Genomic DNA, 17,051 nt, shown 5'->3' with positions numbered 1-17,051 from the left:
AGTTCCAAGAGGTAATAATGACTACAGTTTGTAAGCTTTGTTTGAAACCAAAGCCTTTAAGAGAATCGCATATTATCCCGCGAGCCATATATCGTCGAAGAAAGCGTTCTGGAAAATCACAGCTAGTCGCTGTGACTATCGATGAATCGACAGCTCCTGATTTGAGCAACTGTGATCCCAAAGAACCTCTATTCTGTAGCTCTTGCGAAAACGAGTTATTAAATGATAGGTATGAAAGGTATTCGGATAGCTTTTTAACGGGGAAGTTTCCAGTGAAGAAAACTTCCCAAGCAGTCATATTGGATAACTTTAAATACGATAGGTTTTACATTTATGTAATCAGTATTCTTTGGCGTGCTTCTATTAGTTCGCTTGATCAATTTCAAGGCATAGATCTAGGCGATGACTTCAACGAAAAGTTAAGACAATGCATATACAGTGGCAGCATTAAGCTGGGAGTTTCTTTGAAATTAGATCATTTCGTAAGAGTCTCAATGTATAGGATCACAGACAAACAGAGCATATTTGATACTAAATCAATTAAAAGCTTAATCCTCAACCTCAATGTCTATCGTGGAGAGACTGAAGCTGAGGGTATGTACTATTACTTCATGATCGAAGGCTTTTTTATAGTCATTCGCTTTAGTGCTGAAAATGGTTTGCATGCGGTACGTACTCATAGAGAACCAGCACAAATTACGGGTGTGTTTAACTCGTTGTCTGTACCATTCTGTGATTTCCGAGAAATTCCTGTATTAGAACACTCGCTGAGTAGTTTGGTATGGAAAGCCCAAAATCATGGGAAATTGTAACTTAACAAATAAGGATTAAGCGCTGCGCAGCCAGCGTTAAATCCCGGGTGTTGAACAAGCCCGTAGCCACTTCTTTATAGTAAATTGTGCGATCTAGTTTGGTGGGCATATCGCCTTGAGTCTTTTTTCAAGGCGAGTGGGGCCAAGATAAGATTACGATAGTAATTTTATCAATGGGTTAGCTATTTTTAAATCGTCTTATTTGTTGTGTCTCCTCTAGGTTAACTTCAACCATTATCCTTATTATGTTTGCCTTTCGGCTATCTCGGTCGTGTTATTCCCACGCACTCCATGTCATGGTGACAGTGTGGGCAGGCTCTTATTGCTTTGGCTCGGATGGGTATAATACTTGGCGGAGTTTGATAAAAAATGCCAAGCATGAGTAATTGAATACGAACTCGCAGGGCTCTCGCTTGGCCACGTAAAAAACCGTAGTCACGTACTCGTTGTAAGCCTTTAGGCAGTACATGCAATTAAACTGGCGAAGAATTTTTTTAAATCAGTCGTGCTTAATGTATCGGGAGAACGGTCAAAGAACTCGCTAATCCGACGCACTGCTCGAGAATAGGCATCAATAGTGGCAGGTCGTTTACCTTGGAGAGTTAAGTTGGTAAGGTGTAATTCATAAAGGCGATGATATCGCTCTAGTTCGGTTGGGCTCATGGTGTTTACTCCTGTAATCCGCCATCGAAATGATGGAGGTACAGAGAGTATGGACGATACTGGTTTTACTCTGCCGCGAAGCGGCTTCGTTCAACAAAGCGTTTAAGACAGATTCGCAACACTCAACGTTTTCAATTCAAGCTGAGTTTAGTGTCTACGGTGTAATGGTTTAGGTTAGGTGGTAGCGTTGCTCATTACTTAACAGGGCGTTAAACAGCTATGGTTAAATTCTGTGCATCGCTTTTTTGTATACGTCGCTGCGTTCTCTTTTACCAACAGCTAAAACGGTGACAATAATTACGTCATCCTCAACTTTATATACTAATCGGTAGCCAGATTGTCGCAGCTTAATTTTATATAAATTATCAGCGCCTGATAGCTTTGACGCTGGCACGTGAGGATTATCTAAACGTTCTAATAGCTTTTTCTTAAATTGCTCACGAAGTGTTGCACCTAGTTTATTCCATTCTTTATATGCGCTCTTTTTGAAATCTAACTTATAAGTCATGGATGTTTACCGAAATCGTTTCTTCATTCTCTCGTTCAGCAGCAAGTGATAATAGTTCTAGATCTTCAACTCGATCCATCAATAGTTCATAAGCTTCTGCTGGCACACAATAAAATGCAGGCTCATTCCTGTTTAGTATAGCAACAGCTTCACCATAAGCACTTGAAGCAACTTTCATTGGGTTAGCTTTAAACTCGGTAATGCTTGCTGCAACATCAGCTAAAATTCTAGTAGTCATTGCGGTCTCTAATTAGGTTGATTGTTCGGTCATTATAGCGTGTCATTGTGGTTTAACAAAGCAATCGACACGATTTATTACATTCGGAGTGGTTATATGGAATTTGTTAACTTTAAAAAAAGTTATTGTTGTATCCACTTTAACTAATAGAATGGATGTTCCAATTGTGAAAACCGAAGCTAGGGACGCCCCAGGCTGGTATTATGATGTTGTAAGTCATTTAACAGTAACAGATAGGACTCATGAACTTCGTTGGAATGCCAACAAAGAAGAATCCTGCGTATTGAATGAGTTATACCCAGAGGATGACTTGCGAGACGTCCCTAACCATCTTAAGCCTAGATTTTTTAAGGTAACGATATGATTAATAGCTCAAAGTTGAAACCTATAGCATTCACGACAACGAGACTTGAGGTTGAAAATGTTGACTCTTATTTGGTGTCAGGAGCGCTGAAATCACAGTTATTGTCTGAAATTGTTAACTTACTTTCTCCCTCAGTTGTTGAATCATTACCTCCATATTTTCATGATATTAATACTGAATCGGATGCTGAAGTTTGGCTTTTGAAAATGGTATCAGAAAGCCATTTGTTTTCAGTTAAACGTAAAGGTTTTGACCCGATTATTGGTTTCGTTTTCCTTTATGAATCAGATAATGCTACAGCTCATTTAGGTTATCTATTAGCCGAATCTAGTTGGCATCAAGGCTACGGTAGTGAGTTATTATTTGGTTTACTTAAAAGTTGTCGTGATAACCAATTAGTAGAAAAACTTATTGGTGGTGTAGATATTGGAAATGTAGTTTCAGCAAAGTTACTTAAGAAGGTTGGTTTTGTTGCAACTCAAGAAGATGGCAATGGCGTCATTTTCTACGAATGTGTGTTGTTTTAACCACAAATTATAGCAAATGCATTAAGACAGATTTCCAACGCATGGTTTTTTTTCATTCTATCGTTGGGTTTTGTGTTTAACGCGGCGTTAAGCAGATAGGGAAATCATGAATTTTAGAGTTCGAAAGGCATTACCAAGCGATGTCGAAAAAATTGCAAATATACACGTCAACTCATGGGCATATGCGTACAGTGGGTTGATGCCTCAACGTTTTATCGAAAGCTATACATTAGAAAAACGTCGGAAATTATGGTTAAACACAATAGAACGAAATCTAGCAGAAGTTCTTGTTGCGGATTGTGACGGCAGATTGACTGGTTTCTTGTGCTTTGGACAGCCTAAATATTTGAAAGGCACTGATGTATATGAACTGAGTTCAATTTATAATCGACCCTGATAAAATTGCTACTGGCATTGGTCAGGAGCTTTACGATGAGTGTGAGGACCTGCTCCGTATATTGAAAGCAAAAAAGATTTCGTTGTGGGCACTTGATAGCAATGAACGTGCATTAAATTTCTATATAAAGCAAGGTTTTGCTCCTACGGGGGAAACCAATAAAGAGCGTGCAAATGACGTTGTCCTCAATGATATCGAGTTAGTCAAAGAGTTATCAGCCTAATGCGTTGCTCACACCTTTAACAGGGCTTTATATGCTTTTGCGAACTACTAGCCCGAATGCAGAGAACAATTGATAACTGGTCGTATTTATTTCAAAGTCCTGTTGTCATTCTCGTCGAACGCGCAGTTCTCATTATTTTTGCTTATCAACGACCAGAAATAGTATGGCAGTTTGTACAAGCTAGAGACATTGTTGAAGGGCGAAAGATCTCCCTGAACATTAAATGAACTGTCTCAATGGGTAACTAAGTGATACAATTGTGATACTTTATTCTTTCGATAATGGATACTGAATATGAAAGTTGAACTAGTTACTACATTAAAACGTCAAGCAACCAAGATTCTTTCTGAGCTTCATGCTTCAAAAGAACCAGTGTTAATTACAGAGCACGGTCAACCGTCTGCATATTTGTTAGATGTTGATGATTACGAGTTTATGCAAAAACGTATTGCTATTCTTGAAGGTATTGCTCGCGGTGAAAAAGCAATTTCAGATAATCGTGTAGTTTCTCATGAAGCCGCAAAAGAGAAGATGAATAAATGGCTGTAATTAATTGGACTGAATCAGCATTATTAGATTTGGACGAAATTGCAGAATATATCGCTATTAATAATATCTTAGCGGCTAAGGCGTTAGTTCAATCAGTTTTCCATCGTATTGAGCGTTTAGAGGATTTTCCATTATCAGGCCGTAGTGTTCCTGAGCTTCCTCATTTAGATTATCGTGAAATTGTATTGCCGCCATGCCGTATTTTTTACAAAGTAACCAACGATGGTATCGTATATATTCTTTATGTCATGAGGGAAGAGCGCGAGTTACGCCAATTTGTTCTCAATGACCGTGGTTTGCAGTAAGAGTTCATTTAACAAACGCATCAACACGATTTACTACACTTGGCATCAATAACTTTCAAGTAATTATTGAGTGGGGTAATGTCACAGTCAAAAAGGTTTCGGTCATGTTTAGTATTTACGGCACAATGGATTAGCTTGGGTGGTAGCATTGCTCACTCCTTAATGCGGCGTTTTCTTTTATTTAAGTCATCAATTTCCCTTGTTATATTGAACTATATATTCGAACGAGTTCACACTTTTATATCGATAAAATTAATAGTCAGATTGTAAGATAACCAAACACATTATGATCTTAATAAGTTGATAGGTCATTCTCTTATAATATTACAGGTGATTTATATGTTTTCTCGATTGTTTAAGTTAGTTTTCCTTTTAACGTTAACTGGCTGTGTGTCGACTCCTTACGATGAGCCAATATCTAATAATGTAGCAACAATTAAATTTTCCAATCAAGGAAGAGGTGATGCTGAAATTTTTATATATAAAGATGCACAGTTTTGTACTGGAAAACAGAATGCCGGTAAAGTGGATAGACTTTCATATAAAGAATTAACTCTCTTAGGGGGTGAAAAGCAAAGTTTTACATTTGGGTATGGTTTTGATGATTATAATGGTGGGAAATCTTGTTCTATTACTGCAACATTTACCCCTAAAATAAATGGTGTTTATGAGGTATTAATGGTTTCTTCTTATAAGGGATGTGTTGCCTACTTGTATAAATTTAACAACGGTAAAAAAATATCAATAGAAGGTGAACAAAGAGACTATTCTAGTCCGGTAGCAAGTGATGATTGGTGCGAATAATTGAAATAGGAAGTTTACGATTATTATAAAAATCGTAAACATGAGCGCTTTATTAATTTTACCAATAGTTTGATAGACTTGTGACTTGATGGTGAAGGAGAGATTTACATGGGAACTATAATAGGCTTAGCCGCTTTAGCTGCGATAGATTGGTATCTTGTTCGTAAAACAGGACATCATATTCATCAACTAATTGCTAAAAAGTATGCAGAGTATTTAGATGGTAAAGAAAATCGCAAATAGAGTTTTGGGCAATAGTTTAACTCGATATAGTGCGTGATTTTTACTATGTGGGCAAATGACAAATTGGTATTGTTTCATGGTAACGAAAGGTGACATAACCTTTATTCTTCGACATTTTCCTGTAGAATCGCGTTTATTATTAGTTACACTGACGGGAGGAATACAGCATGAGTCTATTTTACGTTCAAGCTCTCTCCGCCTGTCATTCTCAACTTTTTCAGACTCACGCAGTCGCAATATACCTCCCCTGCAATTTATAACAAGAATCATATTGTTCAGCGCATTAACGTGCTGAGCTACTAGAACGTTTTTCATATTACTTGGTTATTATTGGAGGGGGTATGTCCCTTTTTGTCGCCTCCCAAATATTGGTTGGTTTAGCTGCGCTATTTGATATCGCATCGTTTCAATTTAAAAATCGTACTCTACTTTTGTCTGCTTTGTGTATATCGGCATTATTGATTTCTGCGCATTTCGCTCTACTTAATGAGTGGACGGCGGCATGTTTGCTGGTAATAGGAGCATGCCGATACTTAGCTGGTATCGTTATCTCAAACCCTAAAATAAAGTGGTTGTTCTATTTCGTTACTTTGTTCGGTACAGTTCTAACTTTCAGTGGTTTAACTAGTGTTCTGAGTTGTACAGCGTCGCTATTGCATACGAAAGCTTCGTTTAGTAGCAACGACAAGCTAATGCGTTGGCTGATGGTTATTGGGACAGGTGTGTGGGGTGTGCATGATGCTATAGTTGGTTCACCAGTAGCGGTATTAATCGACGTTTTGTTTATTGCAAGCAGTGCTATTGGTTACTACAGAATACATGTTAAAAGTCCATGCTTTCACAGTTAAGTTGTTTTTTCATGGTCGTATTTTTCAGCATGATTTAAAGCCTGTGTAATTACAGGCTTTAAATATCATAAAAGTGGGTATTTTGATTCCTGCCATTGTTCTTCGAATAGTACAACGCCTTATCTGCTTTGATGATCGCCTTTTCATTATTAGCACTATCTTCTTTATTAACAGAGTAGGTTGTAATCCCCATGCTTAAGGTAATAAAAGAAGACACATCAGAGTTCTTATGAGGAATAGATAAAGACGCGACACTGGCTTGAATGTTTTCGGCCATCTTTATTGATTCTGCTTTATTGGTATCCTTCATTACAATAATAAACTCTTCACCACCAAATCGAGCGAGAAAATCATTTTCTCTACAGCTTCCTTTTAACGCTTTAGCGACGGCGATTAGTGCTTCATCACCTTTTTTATGGCCATAGGTGTCGTTGTAATTTTTAAAGTAATCTATGTCTATCATCATGACAGAGCGAATAGTTACATCTTGCTTGTTCTCTAAGAAGTGCAGTTCTAATGCTCTTCGGTTTGGTACTGCTGTTAAACCGTCGGTTAAGCTAAGATCATGCAATTTAATATTAAGCGCATTGATCTTTTTGTTTTTGCTGAACAAAATTCGAACAAAAGCAGCGATAACAACAAGGATACAAAGAAGGAAACCAGAGAAGAACATTATCTTAATGGCGTTTTTTTCAAGCTCTAGAATTCTATTTTCTTTCTTTTTATTATCAAAATAGTGAAGTAAAAATTGAGTTTGTGCTTGGTTATTATCATTCAATTGCTTTGCTTTTACCGCGTAGCTTTTTTCTAAATAAAAGGCGGCTTTTTGATAGTCTTGCTGTTTTAGATAAGCATCATATAAATAAAAGTAGGTTTCATCTTCTAAGTAAAAGAGTTTGCGCTTTTGAATCGCCTCTTTTGCTAAAGTATGGTGATGAACAGAGTTATCATATAATTCTAAGTGGTTGTAAACCTTGCCATAAGTATTATATAAGGTGACATCAAAGTGATAAAAGCTGTTTGAAAGCCCGTTTGCGTGACGCTCACTGGCTTGTGTTAGTAGCATAAGTGCTTCTTCTGCTTTTCCGGTAATCGAAAGATATTCTGCTTCTAACAGCAATTGGTTTGTTTGGAAGTTTTCTTTAACAATCGACTCACTTTGTGCTCTAAGAAGTCTCTCTGCTTCATCTAAGTAATGCTTTGCATTTGCCATATCATTGGTTTGAAGGTAAGCACTATATAGTTTGTATACGATGTAATAGGCTTCATCAGGCTCTGTACTGTTATTTTTATCTTGATACTCAAGGGCTTGCGTTAATTGGCGAATCGCTTCGTCATAGTTTTTTAAAAATAGATAGTCGATACCAATATCTGTTAAGGTATAAACGATATCGCTATATTGTTCTTTCTCTATGTAAATATTCAACGCTTTTAATTTAAAATCAATGCCTAGAATGGTTTGATTATTGTTCCAATAGGAAAGGCCAAGAATGAAATAGACATGTTCCATTTCTGAGTATTTGATTTCTTGTGCAAATTCGAGATTTTTTTGAGCTTGTTGAATGCTGAGTAAGCTTCCTTTTTCAACATGAGCAAGATCATAAGTTCTACCGAGTGCTATTGAGATAAAGGTCTCGCTATAATCTTGGTTTGAATTAAATAAACTTTCCGCATTTTGGTAGCTAAGTTTCGATCTTTCATATTGCTCTTGCTCTATTTCAATATAACTTCTTTCATAATAAAAACGAGAGAGTACATGTGCAGGAAGATCTGTATATATGTATTGCTGAGCATAATTAAAATGATTTTCAGCTAGATCAAATTGGTTGTTAGCTGAAGCTACATAACCTTTAAGAAATTCAATATAGAAGATATCTGATTTTTTTGTTTGTAATGTCGGGGGCTGAGAGATAACAGAGACTAAAAAATCAAGATGTTCCCCGCGGCGGGCTGACTGAATATTAAGGATTAACTCAATGGCTTTTTTGATTGAAGGCGATTCTTTAGATGAATTTACAGGTGCATCTTTTGATAAAAAGGTAATAGAAAGAGCAATAATCAAGATTATAGAAATCAGCGTAACTGTTAAAAGCCTTAGTTTCATGTAGGAATATCAAAAAGAATTAAGTAACATTTATTTTATCAATAGAAGAAGTGTAAATATACTTTAAAATCTTATTATTGAGAGGTTGTTTTTATTGTTATGTGACATTCAACAAAAAATGAAAATGCGAATAATCAGTTCTAGTGGGTTTCTTTCACTATTATTGCTGATTTTTTTATTCTTTTGCATTAACTGCTTATTAAATTTATTTCAGTTATAAATGTTAGTGTTCAAACTAAATTTTCGTTTAGCGGTGATTTTTGATACAATCTCGCGCCTGTTTTAGAGGAGAGCTAAATGAAATTACTGTATTGGTTAGATGAGTGGTTAACCAACTCACATCCAGAGCAACAAGCAAGACTTCCAATGACTGGAAGCGATTTACTTGACGATGTCTTTGTTAAGTATGAGTTTATTGACTTGGATAAGCCATTACTGTTTACGTTTTCTCCTGCGGGAACTAACCTAAAAGAACAAGATCTTCATGATGACTTTGCACCGTGGGGTTATCTCTTGGCGCAAAAACAAGATGTGAATATCATTGCTTTTCAACATTTAGGTCAAAGTAATTGGTTCCGTAATCGTAATTTAATCTTCTTCCTCGAACAATTATCGACATTACTCGAACCGTTTAAAAACCGATTGGGTTATGGGTTAAGTCGCGGTGGTTTTGCCGTTGGTGCTTTTGCCGATGTGTTGCAACTTGACCAAGTATTGCTGTTTCACCCTGTGAGCACTAAAAACCAGAATATAGCGCCGTGGGATGACAGATCAAGCACAGAGATAGCACAACAATTTGATTGGGAAGGGGATTATCACGATCTTAATTTAGGCAAAGCGAAAGGTTATATCATTTATGACCCGACTAACCGTATTGATCGCTTGCACGCAAAACGTTATCCAGAATTGACACATTTACGTGTGTTTGGCATGGGGCACGGTACTCATGCAACGTATTTGAATAAGTTTGGTTTTTATAAGCAAGTGGCGGTTGATTTTATGCGTCACCAACAAATCGATATTGCTCAGTTCCGTCAGCAGACTAAAACATTGCGTTTTAAAGAAGATTATTACAAGCGCCTTAATAAAGCCAATTCAAGCTCTGAGCATCGTCTAGGCTTATTGAGTAAAGCACACAACATTGTCCTTGGTGAGAAAGAAGCGCACGTACAAGAGCATCAAGCTCAAATAGATGTACAACCTTTAATTGATATCGCAATGAAGCATCAAGATGAGCACCCACAAGATGCGATCCAACTGTTAGAAATGGCGCAGTTATTAGTGCCTGATGACCCAATGGTTGAGCATAAATTAAGACAGCTAGCCTAGCGCTTGTTGCTGAGAATTAGTGCTTGTGCCGATAACTGAATAAAAACGCCTCATCTTGAATGGGGTGTTTTTGTATATGTGTTTTAATGATATTTCACTAAGGCATTTCATTCTTTATATAGACCTATTACTATAAAGGTTAAGTTCATTAAATAAGAAGTAATCGAATATGTCTCTTCCTCCTTGTCCTGCATGTCATTCAGAATTTGTTTATCCAGATCAAAACCACTTTATTTGCCCTGAATGCGCCCATGAGTGGAACCCTGAAGAAGTCCTTATGGAAGAGATGGTGAGCGTAAAAGACGCGAACGGAACCTTGTTAGAAGAAGGCAACAAAGTTACGGTGGCTAAAGATCTCAAAGTAAAAGGCAGCTCTTTAGTGATTAAAGTAGGCACAAAAGCAGTCATTAAACGTATCGTTGATGGGAAAGATCATCAGTTAGATTGCAAAGTAGATGGCGTTGGTGAAATGATGGTCACTGCTCAATTTGTTAAAAAAGCTTAACTATTATGAATGATGATCGAAAAGTCATTGAGATTTTACGACAGCGTATTCCATCGTTCGAATGCACAAAAGGGTGCCACGATTGTTGTGGGCCAGTAACAGCCTCTGCAGAAGAAATGCGACGTTTGCCTGTTAAAACAGACGCTGAACATGAAACCGCACTAGAAGCGTATAATTGTGTGCACTTAGGTCCACATGGATGCACTGTATATGAAGAACGCCCACTGATCTGCCGCTTGTTTGGCACAACACCACGTATGGCTTGTCCAAATGGATGCAAACCTGAGCAAATGGTAGATGAGAACATCGAAAAATTAGTGCATCACTTTAATAGAAGTACACGGCAAGTGTTGGTTTGAATGCAATATAGACTCTGATATTAATATGTTACTGCCATAGTCTAATTATCATAATTTAAGTCGCATAAATTATATGCAATTTTTATAAATTTAAAGTGACAAAATGGTAAATCTTGAGCAAAATGCGCCATGATAATTTATAGCTGAGTGTTATTGAATAATGGATATCCAACGTATTAATCCAAGTGAAAAATGGTCTGATGTAACCGTGTTTAATAAGATGGCGCATTTTGTTGAAGTGCCAGCTGATGAAACCGCAGATATGCTAGGTCAGGTAGATCAAGTATTTGCTCAAGCAGAAGAGATGCTTGCAAGCGTGAATAGTGATAAATCACGTCTTGTTTCAGTCACTATCTATGTTACTGATTTTGCAAATCTAAGCATTTTAAATGAGGCATGGATCAAGTGGTTACCTGAAGGCTGTGCACCAAGCCGAGCTTGCTTAAAAGTAGAGTTAGCCGATCCTGATTATTTAGTTGAAATTGCTTTTGTCGCTGCGGTGAAATAACAAGACGATTTGTATTAAAATAAAGCTCGATAGACAATGGTTTATCGGGCTTTTTTATTTTAAATGCTATGCAAGGAGAGCAGCAGATGAATAATGTATTTGAAGATATTCCAACCTCAGTCCCTTCTGAGATATTTGAAGAGATAGTGACAACTCAGAATCTTCGTATTGAGCGTGTTTTATCTTATGGACAGAGTTCGCCAGAGCAAGGGTGGTATGATCAGGATGAAAATGAGTGGGTCGTGGTGTTATCTGGTTTTGGTGTCATAGAGTTTGAAGATGGCCGTGAAGTACACTTAAAGAAAGGCGATTACCTTAATATTAAAGCGCACGAAAAACACAAGGTTAAAGCGACATCTTTAAAAGAAGTAACGGTTTGGTTAGCTATTTTTTATGTTTGAGTAATAGATATGGATAAAGCACGAATTTCTGGTTTATTGGCTTCATTTTTTACGTTAATAGGACTTATTGCTCTATTATCTTCAGGTTCACATTTCCCTGTTTATCAATGGCCTTATGAGGCTTTTCAGGGATTGGTTTTTGCGTTAGCTTGGGGATTTGGTTTTTCTGTAGGGATCAGTTATCTGGTGTCTACCGTATTTGTTTTGCTGTTGCTTATTATCGCTTTTATAGCAGGAACTAAGGCATCTCGATGTGTATTGAAATGACTGAAAAAGAAAAAATGCTTGCAGGTTTACCTTACGATGCTTGGGATGACGTCTTGCTCAGTGAAAGGATGAGAGCGAAGGCAATATGCCATCAATTTAACTTGGCTGATCCAACCAAGCTAGATGAAAGGGCTGAGATTTTAAAAGCTCTGCTTTGTATAAAAGATCACGTAAATATAGAACCGAATTTCTTTTGTGATTATGGCTATAACATTGAGCTAGGGAGTAATTTTTATTCTAACCATAATTTGACAATATTAGATGTGTGTAAGGTGACGATTGGTGATAATGTTCTGTTTGGTCCGAATGTTATGATATCTACGGCAACGCATCCGTTAGATCCTATTGAGCGTCTAAGTACTGAGTATGGCTCTCCAATCACTATTGGCAATAATGTTTGGCTTGGAGGTAATGTATCAATATTACCAGGGGTTACTATTGGGGATAACTGCGTGATTGGAGCGGGGAGTGTGGTTACGCGTGATATACCAGAGAGCAGTGTTGCCGTTGGGAATCCATGTCGCGTAACAAAATCAATATAAGTGAATTTACGCATTAAAAAGAGCAAGTTGAATTAATAGTACATATCACTTTTTACTTATAGTTATGTGTACTTTTGTATAAATGTAGATAAATAACCAATGCCGGGTTCTCCGTTTTGTTCTGCTTTCCAACATTGGTAAATAGCAGTCTCGTGGTCTGCGATTAGCTGGAAGACTTCAGTATGGTCTTCTGCTTCTAGAGCCCACTCACGATATTTTTTTTCGTATGGCTTGACCCAATCGGTGAGTGTATCTACAAGCTCATTCCAAGGCAGAGTAAGCCAGCGTTTTGCATCAATAATGCCTTTATCGATCATTAAAGGGTCGTGGCGTTCAAACGGTATTTGAAGCTTGTGTAGGCTGATCTCAAGTAGATCTGCCGTTGCTCTCTCAACTTGAGTCAAGGCTAACCACAGTGGGTGAGATTTTTTATCAGTATAGTTGTCTGCAAAATAAGTAAAAAATGAAATACCATAGATTTCACCTTTGTATGCACTATGTATGCGTTTTTTCATCAAGAGCCTTCTTTATTTTTATCCAAGAGTTTACGTAACCAAAAGAGTGTAAATAAGCCGTTATGGACAGTTTTTTTAGTAGTGAGATTATACTCTCCAATTCAACGTTTTTCTTCTTTATGACCTTACTTCTTACTGGAGTTTTACATATCCCTTTGTGGTGTGGCAAAAACCTATCTAAAGTGCAATGGAAAAAAGTCGATTATCTTTGGCCGCTTGTTGCTGGCATAGGATTGATGGGAACCGTCTCTGAAGTCAGATCAAGAGTGGCCAGTGATTGGGCTGAGACAGAGCATACTCGTGCAGTGTTAAGCCTTGAATCCATCAATAAGTATACCTCTAATCAGCTAGAGAGTTTCTTATGTACGAATGAGAAAGGCGTGGATGAGGGGGTTGAGTCGCAACAATCTTGTGCTTGGTTTTTAGAATCAACACTGTATTTACGTTCGATGAATTTTAATGAGCTTCCTAATATTACGTTTGATAGCTTACCAAGAATCACTTTTAGCTCGGGGCTAATTGAATCTAATATAATGTACTTAGAAGGTATGTTTGATAACTATCAGAGTCAAAAGCATGTGTATGAAACTACGATGCTAGAAACCAAAAAACATCCATTGGAAGAAGCTTTTTGGTATTTAAGCCCTTATTTGATTTGTATTGCGATTTCAGTTCGTGTAACTAAAGTCTCTGCAGAATTAAAAATGGAAAAGCAAAATAGTTAGCAGTTGTTAAGTCGTTCTGGTCTGTCCAGTTGTTACTTGGTTCACACTATGACGAATGGATAATGGCATTCCCTTAATTAAGCAGTATTTTTACTAGATGTAGATAATAATTCTAATTAAATATACATAGGGAAATGCAATGCTTAATGAAAAAACAACAGGTTTAGAGCTTTTGTCTGGCTTAGAACTGATGCAAGCAATGGTGACTGGTGACTTTCCACATCCATCAATGTCGGAAGTTGTGCCAATGAAAATCACTGTTGCTGAATATGGAAAAGTCATTTTTGAAGCGATGGCGGATGAGCGTCATTTAAATCCTCTTGGTGGTGTGCATGGCGGTTTCTTTGCAACAGTAATGGACTTAGTAACAGGCTGTGCTGTTCATACCACCTTAGAACCTAATGTAGGTTATGGGACGATCGACCTGCATGTGAAAATGTTGAAGGCAATACCCCAAAACACACTATTGATTGCCGAAAGCCGTGTTATACAGTCTGGCTATTCTTTGGGTATATCTGAAGGAAGCTTGAAAGATAAACAAGGTAACTTATATGCTCATGCCACAGCTACCTGTATGATCTATCGAGATAAATAATTTTTTCGCTAGTTGAAAATGTGCCACTTATCAAATTCCATAATGACAATTCAACGTATTATAGATTAAGAAGTTAGATAACTGATTTATTTTTAAAATATTGTCGTAGTAAATGGAGTTTATGATGATTCATACGATTAAGGAAACGGTATTACATTACCCTCAAACGTTATTAGAGAGTTGGAATCAAGGGAGAATGGATTGGGTCTCATCTGATTTATTTGTTCCTTCTGAGGTTTATGAAGAGCCCTCATTATATTTTTCTAAGTATTATACGCTTGCTCAATATAACGATAAGGGATGGCTAGGTACGGTATTTTACGCTCTAGGTAATTGGGAGGTTGAAAACCCAACCTATCACTCAGGACGAGTATTGCTCGCTCAATATATCGATCCAATTAAGCTTTCTCTTTTTAAAGGACTACGAACAGGAATTACCTCTGGAGAGCCAGATCTGTTTTTATATAAGGCAGATGGTACATTGTTATTTGTTGTAGTTAAACAGGCTGATGAGCGCTTAACTGATGCGCAATTGATCTGTTTATCAAACATTAAATCTGTTTTGGAATGCGATGTGGAAATCGTATCTTTAGTTGAAGAAAACCATCAATACGCTGCGAAAAGCTATGAGATTAAAGTGGTTCAATTTCCTAAGCCTCTTGGAGTCTGATATCAATAAATGGAAAATGTTCAATAAATAGACCACACTTATTGATTATAAAAAGTAGAACAAAGGATAGCTGATGAACTTAAGGATGAGGCATTGGTGTATAGGGATGATTTTTACTGGCTATTGCTCAGAGGCAGTGTCTGTTTCTGAATTATGGTTAGATCGCTATGCGTATGACGCCATCCAGCAAGGTTTTAATAAGAAAGACATTTCTGTTTATGATAAGAAGCGTGCCAGTATTAATGGCTATTCACTAGCAGCCTATACAGATTATCGTGCATTTTTATTTGATATTGCTAATAAAACTCCCGCTCAAGTGAATCAATTCTCAACGGAGTATTCTGACTATCCTTTTTCTGTTTCCATTCGTGCTGATTACCTTAATGCGTTAATCGCATCTAAAAATTGGAAAGCGTTAACTGAGTATCAAATCACGTTACCTCGAGATCAAGATTACCAATGTTGGTATTACACCGCTCATTATCACCAAGGAAATACAGCGTTCGCATTCAAAGGAGCCGAATCACTTTGGTTAAATGGGGAGAGTGTATCTACTGCTTGTAATGAGTTGTTTTCATATTGGACGCAGGCAGGGGGGAAAACTGATAATGAGATCTTACAGCGTGCATTGTTAGCAGTAGAGAGCCGCAATCCTCGTTTAATTACTTATCTACGAAAATTAGCATCTAGTGAGCAGAGTCAGGATGTGTTAACCGAAATGCTAGAGCTATATCAAAAGCCAAACAAAATGATAATGCGTTTTGAAACCAAGAAAGACACAGTGTTTAATCGTGCTTACGCTCAAACAATGTTTATGCATGTAGCTCGCCATGATGTCGCTAAAGCCTATCCTACGTTTCAGTTTTTAATGGATCATTTTGAGTTTGAAGAGGGAGAGTTTCAACCGGGGTTAGAATTTGCGGCTGTGCGATTATTAGAAGCAAAAGATCAAAATGTAGTTGAGTGGCGAGATCAGATATTTGAAAACTCAAGCAGTGATGTCGTATTAGATCAACGGATTCGATTGGCGATTAGAAAGGCTGATTGGAAAGGCATTCAGCATTGGGTCTTGAAGTTACCAGAAGAGAGTACAACGTCGTATCGTTGGCAATATTGGTTAGGGCGCAGTGAAATTGAATTGGGCGATAAGGCAACGGGAGAGGCGAGATTAAAACGTATATCAGGGGAACGTCACTTTTATAGTGTGGCAGCAGCAATCAGTCTTAACAGGCAAGTTAAATACCCTATAGCACGGGCTGAAGTAAACAGTGAAAAGCTGTCTATGTATGAATCAGATATAGCTAGAATACATGAATTGTTAGCACTTGGAAAAGAGGGGGCAGCAAAGAGTCAATGGCGGCACCTAATTAGTAGAACACCAATGAAAGACAAAGCTTTACTTACTGCTTATGCGAAACAACAGAAATGGCAGGCTTTTGTCCATGATGCAACATTGGTTGGCCAACTATGGGATTACATTTATTTGCGTTTTCCTGTTCGTTATTACGATGTATTTGAACGCTATGGTAAGAAGCATAAAGTAGATGTTACCTCATTATTGTCATTAACACGGCAAGAGAGTGGTTTTTCACCGTTAGTCCATTCTCCTGTTGGAGCTTTGGGTTTAATGCAAGTGCTACCTAGTACGGCAACGTATATTACAGAAAAGTACAATATCAGCTATCAACAAAGATCTGAGCTGTTTAACGTTGATAAGAATGTTGAAATTGGCAGTCGCTATCTTGGTCATTTATTGAATCATTATGATCAAAATAGGATTTTTGCTTACGCTGCGTATAACGCGGGACCAACGATGGTGTCTGTATGGCGACGACAGTCTAATTCAAATATTGATATCTTTGCGTATATCGAGGGCATTTCATTTAAAGAGACCAGAGTTTATGTGAAAAATATTTTAATGTTTGAAATGTATTATCGAGAAATCATGGGGCGGAAAGGTCCTTTTTTAACACAAGCAGAATCAAATTGGCATCCATAACGCAGCAGTCAAACCCTACAAGTGACAACGTCACCTGTCAGTGCTTTAAGT

General features: G+C 37.5%; 24 protein-coding genes and 2 pseudogenes. 20 read left to right on the top strand and 6 right to left on the bottom strand.

The window, feature by feature from the left end:
* A partial coding sequence (locus PVK71_RS15260) for a hypothetical protein (RefSeq protein WP_274419633.1) occupies positions 1-812 on the top strand: 812 nt, incomplete at its 5' end.
* A gap of 260 nt (positions 813-1,072) precedes the next feature.
* Here PVK71_RS15260 and PVK71_RS20535 read toward each other — a convergent pair.
* Together PVK71_RS20535 and PVK71_RS15255 are read right to left on the bottom strand one after the other, a co-directional pair.
* A pseudogene (locus PVK71_RS20535) lies at positions 1,073-1,282 on the bottom strand (IS91 family transposase); the annotation flags it as partial.
* Position 1,283: 1 nt separating this feature from the next.
* Positions 1,284-1,475: pseudogene (locus PVK71_RS15255) on the bottom strand (phage integrase N-terminal SAM-like domain-containing protein); the annotation flags it as partial.
* 29 nt (positions 1,476-1,504) lie between these two features.
* Between PVK71_RS15255 and PVK71_RS15250 the strand changes: the two are divergent.
* On the top strand, positions 1,505-1,648 hold the full coding sequence (locus tag PVK71_RS15250) for a hypothetical protein (RefSeq protein WP_274421852.1): 144 nt from the start codon (positions 1,505-1,507) through the stop codon (positions 1,646-1,648).
* Positions 1,649-1,698: 50 nt separating this feature from the next.
* Here the strand turns inward: PVK71_RS15250 and PVK71_RS15245 are convergent, their stop codons facing one another.
* A complete protein-coding gene (locus tag PVK71_RS15245) occupies positions 1,699-1,983 on the bottom strand; it encodes a type II toxin-antitoxin system RelE family toxin (protein WP_012535033.1) in 285 nt (94 codons plus the stop codon).
* Positions 1,973-2,221 (bottom strand): type II toxin-antitoxin system Phd/YefM family antitoxin, encoded by a 249-nt coding sequence (locus tag PVK71_RS15240; RefSeq protein WP_045037887.1) that lies wholly within the window; start codon positions 2,219-2,221, stop codon positions 1,973-1,975. The genes PVK71_RS15245 and PVK71_RS15240 overlap by 11 nt, the downstream gene beginning before the upstream one ends.
* A 360-nt stretch (positions 2,222-2,581) precedes the next feature.
* Here PVK71_RS15240 and PVK71_RS15235 point away from each other — a divergent pair, with 360 nt between their 5' ends.
* The 7 genes from PVK71_RS15235 to PVK71_RS15205 all read left to right on the top strand — a co-directional run bounded on the left by PVK71_RS15235 (position 2,582) and on the right by PVK71_RS15205 (position 6,481).
* Entirely contained in the window at positions 2,582-3,112 is a 531-nt protein-coding gene (locus PVK71_RS15235) for a GNAT family N-acetyltransferase (protein ID WP_274419634.1), read from the top strand.
* Between the two features lie 383 nt (positions 3,113-3,495).
* A complete protein-coding gene (locus PVK71_RS15230; RefSeq protein WP_338000252.1) occupies positions 3,496-3,732 on the top strand; it encodes a GNAT family N-acetyltransferase in 237 nt (78 codons plus the stop codon).
* Between the two features lie 294 nt (positions 3,733-4,026).
* Positions 4,027-4,281, top strand: coding sequence for a type II toxin-antitoxin system Phd/YefM family antitoxin (locus PVK71_RS15225; protein ID WP_011263488.1), 255 nt, complete (start codon positions 4,027-4,029; stop codon positions 4,279-4,281).
* Positions 4,272-4,586 carry a type II toxin-antitoxin system RelE/ParE family toxin gene (locus PVK71_RS15220; RefSeq protein ID WP_274419636.1) on the top strand — a complete coding sequence of 105 codons (315 nt, stop codon included), beginning with the start codon at positions 4,272-4,274 and terminating at the stop codon, positions 4,584-4,586. Before PVK71_RS15225 ends, PVK71_RS15220 begins: the two co-directional genes overlap by 10 nt.
* Positions 4,587-4,925: 339 nt before the next feature.
* On the top strand, positions 4,926-5,390 hold the full coding sequence (locus PVK71_RS15215) for a hypothetical protein (protein WP_274419637.1): 465 nt from the start codon (positions 4,926-4,928) through the stop codon (positions 5,388-5,390).
* Positions 5,391-5,498: 108 nt separating this feature from the next.
* Positions 5,499-5,633, top strand: coding sequence for a hypothetical protein (locus PVK71_RS15210; RefSeq protein WP_274419638.1), 135 nt, complete (start codon positions 5,499-5,501; stop codon positions 5,631-5,633).
* 341 nt (positions 5,634-5,974) lie between these two features.
* Positions 5,975-6,481, top strand: coding sequence for a YgjV family protein (locus PVK71_RS15205; protein ID WP_274419639.1), 507 nt, complete (start codon positions 5,975-5,977; stop codon positions 6,479-6,481).
* Between the two features lie 58 nt (positions 6,482-6,539).
* Here the strand turns inward: PVK71_RS15205 and PVK71_RS15200 are convergent, their stop codons facing one another.
* Entirely contained in the window at positions 6,540-8,585 is a 2,046-nt protein-coding gene (locus PVK71_RS15200) for a tetratricopeptide repeat-containing diguanylate cyclase (protein WP_274419640.1), read from the bottom strand.
* A 297-nt stretch (positions 8,586-8,882) separates the two neighbouring features.
* On the opposite strand from PVK71_RS15200, the gene PVK71_RS15195 reads away from it, so the two are divergent.
* The 7 genes from PVK71_RS15195 to PVK71_RS15165 all read left to right on the top strand — a co-directional run bounded on the left by PVK71_RS15195 (position 8,883) and on the right by PVK71_RS15165 (position 12,496).
* Positions 8,883-9,914, top strand: coding sequence for a cytosolic protein (locus PVK71_RS15195; protein WP_274419641.1), 1,032 nt, complete (start codon positions 8,883-8,885; stop codon positions 9,912-9,914).
* Positions 9,915-10,083: 169 nt separating this feature from the next.
* Positions 10,084-10,419 carry a zinc ribbon domain-containing protein YjdM gene (locus tag PVK71_RS15190; RefSeq protein ID WP_274419642.1) on the top strand — a complete coding sequence of 112 codons (336 nt, stop codon included), beginning with the start codon at positions 10,084-10,086 and terminating at the stop codon, positions 10,417-10,419.
* Positions 10,420-10,424: 5 nt separating this feature from the next.
* Entirely contained in the window at positions 10,425-10,778 is a 354-nt protein-coding gene (locus PVK71_RS15185) for a YkgJ family cysteine cluster protein (RefSeq protein WP_274419643.1), read from the top strand.
* A gap of 160 nt (positions 10,779-10,938) precedes the next feature.
* Complete coding sequence (locus PVK71_RS15180) at positions 10,939-11,286, top strand: RidA family protein (RefSeq protein ID WP_274419644.1); 348 nt, start codon at positions 10,939-10,941, stop codon at positions 11,284-11,286.
* A gap of 86 nt (positions 11,287-11,372) precedes the next feature.
* Complete coding sequence (locus PVK71_RS15175) at positions 11,373-11,687, top strand: cupin domain-containing protein (RefSeq protein WP_130047381.1); 315 nt, start codon at positions 11,373-11,375, stop codon at positions 11,685-11,687.
* A gap of 9 nt (positions 11,688-11,696) precedes the next feature.
* Positions 11,697-11,954: a hypothetical protein gene (locus tag PVK71_RS15170; protein WP_274419645.1), complete on the top strand. Its 258-nt coding sequence runs from the start codon at positions 11,697-11,699 to the stop codon at positions 11,952-11,954.
* Positions 11,951-12,496 carry a sugar O-acetyltransferase gene (locus PVK71_RS15165; protein WP_130047390.1) on the top strand — a complete coding sequence of 182 codons (546 nt, stop codon included), beginning with the start codon at positions 11,951-11,953 and terminating at the stop codon, positions 12,494-12,496. Before PVK71_RS15170 ends, PVK71_RS15165 begins: the two co-directional genes overlap by 4 nt.
* Before the next feature lie 62 nt (positions 12,497-12,558).
* On the opposite strand, the gene PVK71_RS15160 is transcribed toward PVK71_RS15165, so the two are convergent.
* Positions 12,559-13,011, bottom strand: coding sequence for a hypothetical protein (locus tag PVK71_RS15160; RefSeq protein ID WP_274419646.1), 453 nt, complete (start codon positions 13,009-13,011; stop codon positions 12,559-12,561).
* 62 nt (positions 13,012-13,073) lie between these two features.
* Here PVK71_RS15160 and PVK71_RS15155 point away from each other — a divergent pair, with 62 nt between their 5' ends.
* From PVK71_RS15155 to PVK71_RS15140, 4 genes are all read left to right on the top strand, one after another.
* On the top strand, positions 13,074-13,736 hold the full coding sequence (locus PVK71_RS15155; protein ID WP_274419647.1) for a hypothetical protein: 663 nt from the start codon (positions 13,074-13,076) through the stop codon (positions 13,734-13,736).
* Positions 13,737-13,875: 139 nt separating this feature from the next.
* The gene (locus tag PVK71_RS15150) at positions 13,876-14,331 is read left to right on the top strand and encodes a PaaI family thioesterase (RefSeq protein WP_274419648.1); all 456 of its coding nucleotides are present in this window, start codon (positions 13,876-13,878) and stop codon (positions 14,329-14,331) included.
* A gap of 121 nt (positions 14,332-14,452) precedes the next feature.
* Entirely contained in the window at positions 14,453-15,001 is a 549-nt protein-coding gene (locus tag PVK71_RS15145; RefSeq protein ID WP_274419649.1) for a VRR-NUC domain-containing protein, read from the top strand.
* Between the two features lie 73 nt (positions 15,002-15,074).
* The gene (locus tag PVK71_RS15140) at positions 15,075-17,000 is read left to right on the top strand and encodes a transglycosylase SLT domain-containing protein (protein ID WP_274419650.1); all 1,926 of its coding nucleotides are present in this window, start codon (positions 15,075-15,077) and stop codon (positions 16,998-17,000) included.
* Positions 17,001-17,051: the final 51 nt, after the last annotated feature.

The sequence above is a fragment of the Aliivibrio sp. S4MY1 genome, from assembly GCF_028765545.1.
Lineage (GTDB): Bacteria > Pseudomonadota > Gammaproteobacteria > Enterobacterales > Vibrionaceae > Aliivibrio.
Note: the sequence above shows the minus strand (reverse complement) of the source record. Positions and strands in the feature narration are given on the sequence as shown.